Annotated in this window: 6 protein-coding genes and 2 pseudogenes; 4 read left to right on the top strand and 4 right to left on the bottom strand. The window is 66.0% G+C overall.

The features are described from left to right. Positions 1 to 270, top strand: a pseudogene (locus tag GJ630_RS19065) (MATE family efflux transporter); the annotation flags it as partial. A 42-nt stretch (positions 271 to 312) separates the two neighbouring features. On the opposite strand, the pseudogene GJ630_RS19060 reads toward GJ630_RS19065, so the two are convergent. Beyond that, positions 313 to 848: pseudogene (locus tag GJ630_RS19060) on the bottom strand (Rieske (2Fe-2S) protein). Between the two features lie 97 nt (positions 849 to 945). On the opposite strand from GJ630_RS19060, the gene GJ630_RS19055 reads away from it, so the two are divergent. Next, positions 946 to 1,206 (top strand): hypothetical protein, encoded by a 261-nt coding sequence (locus GJ630_RS19055; protein WP_023843050.1) that lies wholly within the window; start codon positions 946 to 948, stop codon positions 1,204 to 1,206. A 262-nt stretch (positions 1,207 to 1,468) separates the two neighbouring features. Then, complete coding sequence (locus GJ630_RS19050) at positions 1,469 to 2,053, top strand: NADPH-dependent FMN reductase (RefSeq protein ID WP_191450732.1); 585 nt, start codon at positions 1,469 to 1,471, stop codon at positions 2,051 to 2,053. 82 nt (positions 2,054 to 2,135) lie between these two features. On the opposite strand, the gene GJ630_RS19045 is transcribed toward GJ630_RS19050, so the two are convergent. Both GJ630_RS19045 and GJ630_RS20245 read right to left on the bottom strand, forming a co-directional pair. Then, positions 2,136 to 3,656, bottom strand: coding sequence for a hypothetical protein (locus GJ630_RS19045; protein ID WP_191450730.1), 1,521 nt, complete (start codon positions 3,654 to 3,656; stop codon positions 2,136 to 2,138). A gap of 340 nt (positions 3,657 to 3,996) precedes the next feature. Next, on the bottom strand, positions 3,997 to 4,281 hold the full coding sequence (locus GJ630_RS20245) for a hypothetical protein (RefSeq protein WP_252718866.1): 285 nt from the start codon (positions 4,279 to 4,281) through the stop codon (positions 3,997 to 3,999). A 170-nt stretch (positions 4,282 to 4,451) separates the two neighbouring features. Here GJ630_RS20245 and GJ630_RS19035 point away from each other — a divergent pair, with 170 nt between their 5' ends. Beyond that, on the top strand, positions 4,452 to 5,312 hold the full coding sequence (locus GJ630_RS19035; protein ID WP_191450728.1) for a transcription initiation factor IIB family protein: 861 nt from the start codon (positions 4,452 to 4,454) through the stop codon (positions 5,310 to 5,312). Here the strand turns inward: GJ630_RS19035 and GJ630_RS19030 are convergent. Then, on the bottom strand, positions 5,291 to 5,872 hold a 582-nt coding region (locus GJ630_RS19030), incomplete at its 5' end, for a chromosome partitioning protein ParA (RefSeq protein ID WP_191450726.1). The two genes, GJ630_RS19035 and GJ630_RS19030, sit on opposite strands and share 22 nt — an antisense overlap.

The raw sequence follows: 5,872 nt of genomic DNA, 5'->3' as shown, positions 1-5,872 counted from the left end.
CTCACCGCAGCGGCGCTGGCGGTTACCATGCTGGGAATCATCCGCCTGCCGGTCGCCTGGGTCGCATCCCGCCCAGTTGCGGTCCCGGCGTGGCTCGGCCCGCAGGTCGTCGACCTCTTCGCGTACTCGCTGGCCGAACAGGGCATCTGGCTGGCCTTCGCCGTCTCGAACGCCTCGCGGCCGGCCTCGCCGCGGCCTGGTTCCTCCGCGGGACGTGGCGCGAGGCCGACCCCCCGGGCCGGCAGCGAACCGGCCATTGCAGACGACTGATGGCACAATCGAGACAACCGCAAAACGTTCTAAAATCGCGTTTCAGCGCCGTTCGGCCCGCTCGAAGCGCTCGTCCGTGAGGTACACGTCGCCGTCCCGAACCGTGACCTCGATACTGTCGAGGGCGTCGCCGGCGCAGGGGCCGTGCGTGCAGACGCCGTCGTCGCGTTCGAACTGCGCGCCGTGCTTGTGACACACCAGACGGTCGCCCCGCACAATCGCGCCCCGGCCCGGGTCGAGCGGGACTTCGGGCTGGTGGGGACAGGAGTTGCGCCAGGCGGCGACGGCGTCGCCCGAGCGGTGCAGGATGCAGTTGACGCCGCGCCGGCCGTCGCGCGCCTCGAACACGAGCGTGCTGTCGGTCGCACCGAGTCGAGTTCGGCGATGCAGCGCGGGTCGTCGTTGCCGTCGGGCGACTGCTCGTCGTCGCCCCCAGCCGCCTGCCCATCGTCTCCAGTGCCGGAAAAACTGAATCGGACGGTTGCGTCGCCGGCTTCGACCTCGCCACCGTCGTCGTGGATACGGACCGATTCCGACTCGTCGTCGGTGTCAACGGTCACGTCCACGGGGTCGCTCATAGCAATGGGTCAGCGGCTGACACACATAGCGATGTCGAAGTCGGTCGCAACGTGCCGGTTGCAAAACTGAGTTATGTCAGCCCCTCGGAAGGTCGGTATGGACCGAGACGACGTTTCCGTCGAAGTGGAGGTCGAGGTAGCGGTAGATACAGCGGAACTGGAAGCCGAAGTCGAAGACATGGCGGAGTTCGAAGCCGAACTGGAAGGCAAGGGCGTCGAAATCGAACTTGAGGCCGAAGTCGAGTTCGCCGAACACGACGAACACGAGGAGATGGACGAGACAGAAGACGAGACGGCGGCCTCCGAAACCGGCGACGAGATGGACGAGACAGAAGGCGGCGACGAAGACCAGGAGTAGTCGCGGGCAGCAACGGACGTGGGGCAGGGCACCCCCAGGAGCGCGGGTGAACTGCTGTCAAATCACAGGTGCGTATCGGCCTCAGCAGTGAATCTCGGCAGCGCTGTGACCGATAGAATTCGGTCTATGTTCATCGATATCAGCTGTCGCGACTGATTCACGATGTCACTACGGCCTGACCCGTGACTTCCTGTCAGAATGCGCACTGAAACTTTTTTCTCAGAGTACTTACTAATTAGCGGTGGCTACGAACAGGCACACGATGCACGACACGCCACACGTTATCGGTATCAGCGGAAGCCTCCGCGACGACAGCGGAACCAGAATCGCCGTCCAGCGCGCCCTCGACGCGGCAGTGGGGGATGGTGCAACGATCGAGCACATCGACCTCCGGGAGTGGGACCTCCCGCTGTTCGACCCCGACGCGGGTGAGGCCGACTCCGGTGACGGTCCGGAACTCGCCGCCCGTGTCCGCGAGGCCGACGCCCTGGTCCTCGGAACTCCCGTGTATCACGGCACCATCGCCTCACCACTGAAGACGGCGCTTGACTACTGCAGTATTGACGACGTCGAAGGGGCGACCGTCGGTATCCTCGCAGTGGCCGGCGGCGGGTTCCCCACGCCGACGCTACAGCATCTTCGCGCCTCTGTACTGGAGTTGAAGGGCTGGCCGCTTCCGCAAGCCGTTGCCATCCCCGAATCGTGGGCCGCCTTCGAGGACGGACACATCGCCGACGAAGACATCGCAGCGCGCGTCGAGAAACTGGGCTCAAACGTCGTCGCGTACACGGGTGTTGCGGACCGACGCGAAGAAACAGAACAGTCGGAACTGGCGACCGGCGACTGATACTGTTGACTGTCCCTTCGTGAAGACAGTCGCCAGCTCGGGGTGGCAATATTCGTCAGGGGAGTACAGCCAACAGTATGACTCACTCGAACCAGTCGACGAAACTGCCCTCCAGCAGCGTCTCCTCCTGATGGCGGATGTAGGTGGCCTGCATCCCCCAGATCGCTTCGGCCAGCGGGACGTTCTCCTCGACGCGGCGGCGGACGTAGTCGTGTTTCCAGCGCGCGGGCGTGAGCCGGCGGTCGACGCGCTCGCGTAGCGGCCGGATGTACCCATGGGCTTCCTCCGCCGAGAGGCCGCGCTGTTCGAGGCCCTCGCGTGCGTGCTCGAACAGTTCGCCGTATATCTCCTCGGTGCTGGTCGTCGTTGCCCCGTCAGCGGTGATCCACTCGATTTTCGCCCGGAGGCCGCTCCGAGCGGCGGCGTAGAAGTTCCGCTTCGCCGTCTCCCAGTCCAGCGACCGGATGGGGTGTTCGAGCTGTGGCAGGCTCTCCATCAGGCCGGCGAAAACGGCCGCGAACCCGATTGCGTCGTCGACGGTCGGCTGTGCGGCCAGCGGGCGGAACTCGATGCGGGCGTTGGCCGCCGACCGCGTCGGCCCCTCGAACACCGGCCTGACCCATCGCCAGTACGAGCCGTGCTTGTGCCGGAAGTGAACGAAGTCGTCGTCGAAGCGGGTCCCCGACTGCAGGTCGACCGGGACGATAGTGTCGTCAGCGACGATGTCGTCGATAGCCTCCTCGACGGAGTCGAAATCCGGCGGGAAGCAGACTTTCGGTGGCGTCGAGTCGCCGTCGGGCGGATTGAGGACCGACTCGAAGACGCCGATGCGGTTCTCCATGTTCGCCCCGGCGACGATTTCGGGGTCGGGCGCGTCGTCGTAGAGGTCCGGCGGGAAAAACGGCGAGTTGACGCCGAGTGCCAGCAGCGGCGCGGCGATGCGGAGCGCGTAGGTGAAATACTCCGGCAGGTCCGGGGCGTGGGGAATCTGGTAGTGGGGTTGAATCGAGGTGATGAGCGACTCCAGCATCACCGTCTCGGCCTGTAGCGAGACGTGTGGCGCATCGATCTCGAACGCCGAGGGGTAGTCGGTGTTGGCCATCGTGTGATAGCGGACGGAGTCCGACATGTTCGTCCCGATGCGGACGCCGCTCTGTTCGACGCAGTCACAGAGGTACTCCCGGGCCGTCTCGCCGGCGGGCGGAACGGTCCACATGCCATCAGAGACGAGGCGGATACCCTCGTTGCGTACCCGTTGCTGGGCCGGCATCAGCGACGCCTTCAGTTCGTTGCGCTGGGCCGCCAGCCCGTGGGTGTTCAACGGCTGCGGGCTCGTCTGCATCTCGGCGTTGTGCAGGCCGAGTTCCTTTTCGAACCCGATGAGTTCGAGCAACTGACGCGGGACCCGCTGGAGCGCGTCGGTCTGCTCATCGACGGCATACAGCTCCAGCTCCATGCCGACGATCGCCTCCGAGTTGTCGAAGGTCCCGCTCCGGACCGCGGATTTGAGCGCTTCGGCTTCCTCGCGGGCCCGTTCGTTGAACGACTCGCTGTCCGCTGCAAGCACCTCGGCCACCCGGTCTGCCAGTTCCGAAGCCGACATAACTCCGGGTTTGCAGTCACGGGTGTTAAGCGTGCCCCAGACAGTACGGGAGAAGCGAGAGCAGGGGTTCCACACACGACACCGACTCGCCAGCATCGGTCCCAACTCAGCGAGAGAACGGTAGTCACGCACTCACAGCAGCTCGCCGATGTCGCTCATCGTCTCCCCTAACGGGTCCCGTTCCGCAGTTGTGAGCGCCCCCTCCACTGCATCGCGAGCTGCGGGCAACGGCTCGTGCGTTTCGATGTACACCGCCAGGGCAAACTCCTGTTCAGTTACGTCAGCGAGTGCGATGGCATCGCTGCGAGAGAGGTCCCCGGCGAGCCAATCGGCAATTATCTCACGGCCCTGTGGGCGACCGGTGACACTTGCTCACGACGAGATGGAGCGTCTTGGCGGCCATCACAGGCGCAACACCGGCGGCGCGGCCCGCATCGCCGACGCTCTTGCCGGCTGCGTAGGCCTCGACGACGGTCGCCGCTGTCGCCGCCGAGCACGGGAGGTCGTCGGCCACCGGGGCCAATCGCTCCGGGAGCGGGGCGTCCGTCTCGTCGACGGCAGCGACGCCGCGATCACGCTGGTGGGTCGTGACCTCGACACCGGCAGCGATATCCGACAGCGTCATTGAAATTTCATTCTTTGGGCCGGAATTTAATGCTGTCGGTATACCGATAGGCGCGGGTGTCGAACCCGATAACTACCTACCGGTTACCGGTCGGCAGTTGCATCGAAAACCGCCCGGAAACCCGTCTTTGCATCGGTTTTTTAACCCCTCGCCCAGCCGTAGGTGGGAACATGAGCACGACGGTAACGCAATGTCCGGAGTGTAACGGGTCGGTCAAACAGCAGGGTGTCGAGTCGGTCTGTGGCAGCTGTGGACTGGTCGTCGGCGAGGACGCCATCGACCCCGGACCGGAGTGGCGGTCGTTCGACGATGACGACACTGACCGGGCACGCACAGGCGCGCCATTGACACGGTCGCGTCACGACCGCGGTCTCTCGACGAAGATCGGTCGGTCGACGCGGCTGAAAGGACGCAAGCGCCGTCAGTTCGCCCGCCTCCGCCGCGAGCACAACCGCGCACAGATCAGCTCGAAACGCGAGCGAAACAAGGTGTACGCCTTCACCGAGATCCGGCGTATCATCAGTTCGATGTCGCTCTCGGACGCGATCCGGGACCGGGCCTGCGTGCTGTTCGAATCCGCACAGAACGAGGACCTGCTTCAGGGGCGAACGCTGGAAGGATTCGCGGCCGCAGCTATCTATGCCACCTGCCGGACTGAAGGGGTCGCCCGAACCGTCGACGAGCTCTGTACCGTCGCCAAGGCGACTCAGTCGGAGCTTCGCGCGGCCTACGACGCTCTGAACAGGGAGCTCGGGCTGCCAACCGGTCCGATTGACCCACGCGAGTACGTCCCTCGGTTCGCGACGACACTGGACCTGCCGACGGCGGTCCGCCAGCGCGCGGAGGGGCTCGTTGACGAGGCACAGGACCGTGGGCTGGTCAGCGGCCGCAATCCGGCCGGCGTCGCGGCGGCGTGTCTCTACACCGCGGCCCAGGAACGGGACGTGGCGCTCACGCAGGCTGAGGCGGCGGAGACGGCGGACGTGACGCCGGTCACGCTACGGGGAACCTACACCGAGCTACAGGAGTAGACGGCGTCAGCGAGCGATTCGAGCGAGCGCCGCGCTGGCGTGTCCGGCGCTGTTTCCCGAAGCGGCTGTCCGTGCGCCTGCGCCGTCGCCAGCGGCTCGCTCTCCGGGACAGCGACGGTCGGTGCACCGAACCGGTCCGTGACGGCCTCGGTCGCGGGGTTCGGACCGGCACGGTTGAGGACGACCCGACAGAGTCCGGCGTCGAGTTCACGGGCCAGCGCTCGGACCCGGAAGGCGTCAGCGAGCGCCGCGCCCTCCGGCGTCGTGACGAGTACCGCAGCGTCGGCAGCAGCAAGGGGTAACCCCACGTCGGCGTGCATCCCCGCCGGCGAGTCTACGATGACCCAGCGATAGGTCCGCTCCAGCGCGGCGAATACGTCCGTGAGGCCCTGCAAGTCGGCGCTTCGAGCGCCGGCCAGCGTCCGCCCGCAGGGAACGAGGGTCACGGGGCCGGTCTCACGGACAGCCTCGTGCGGGTCGGCGCGGTCGGCGAGCACGTCGTGCAGGTCGGGGCCGTGACTGGACGGGAGGTCCGCCATCCCCGAGGTCGCCGTCCGACG

The organism is Haloarcula sp. CBA1122 (assembly GCF_009741785.1).
In the GTDB taxonomy this organism is placed as follows: Archaea; Halobacteriota; Halobacteria; order Halobacteriales; family Haloarculaceae; genus Haloarcula; species Haloarcula hispanica.
The sequence above is the reverse complement of the archived record's forward strand: the minus strand, read 5'-3'. Positions and strand labels throughout refer to the sequence as shown.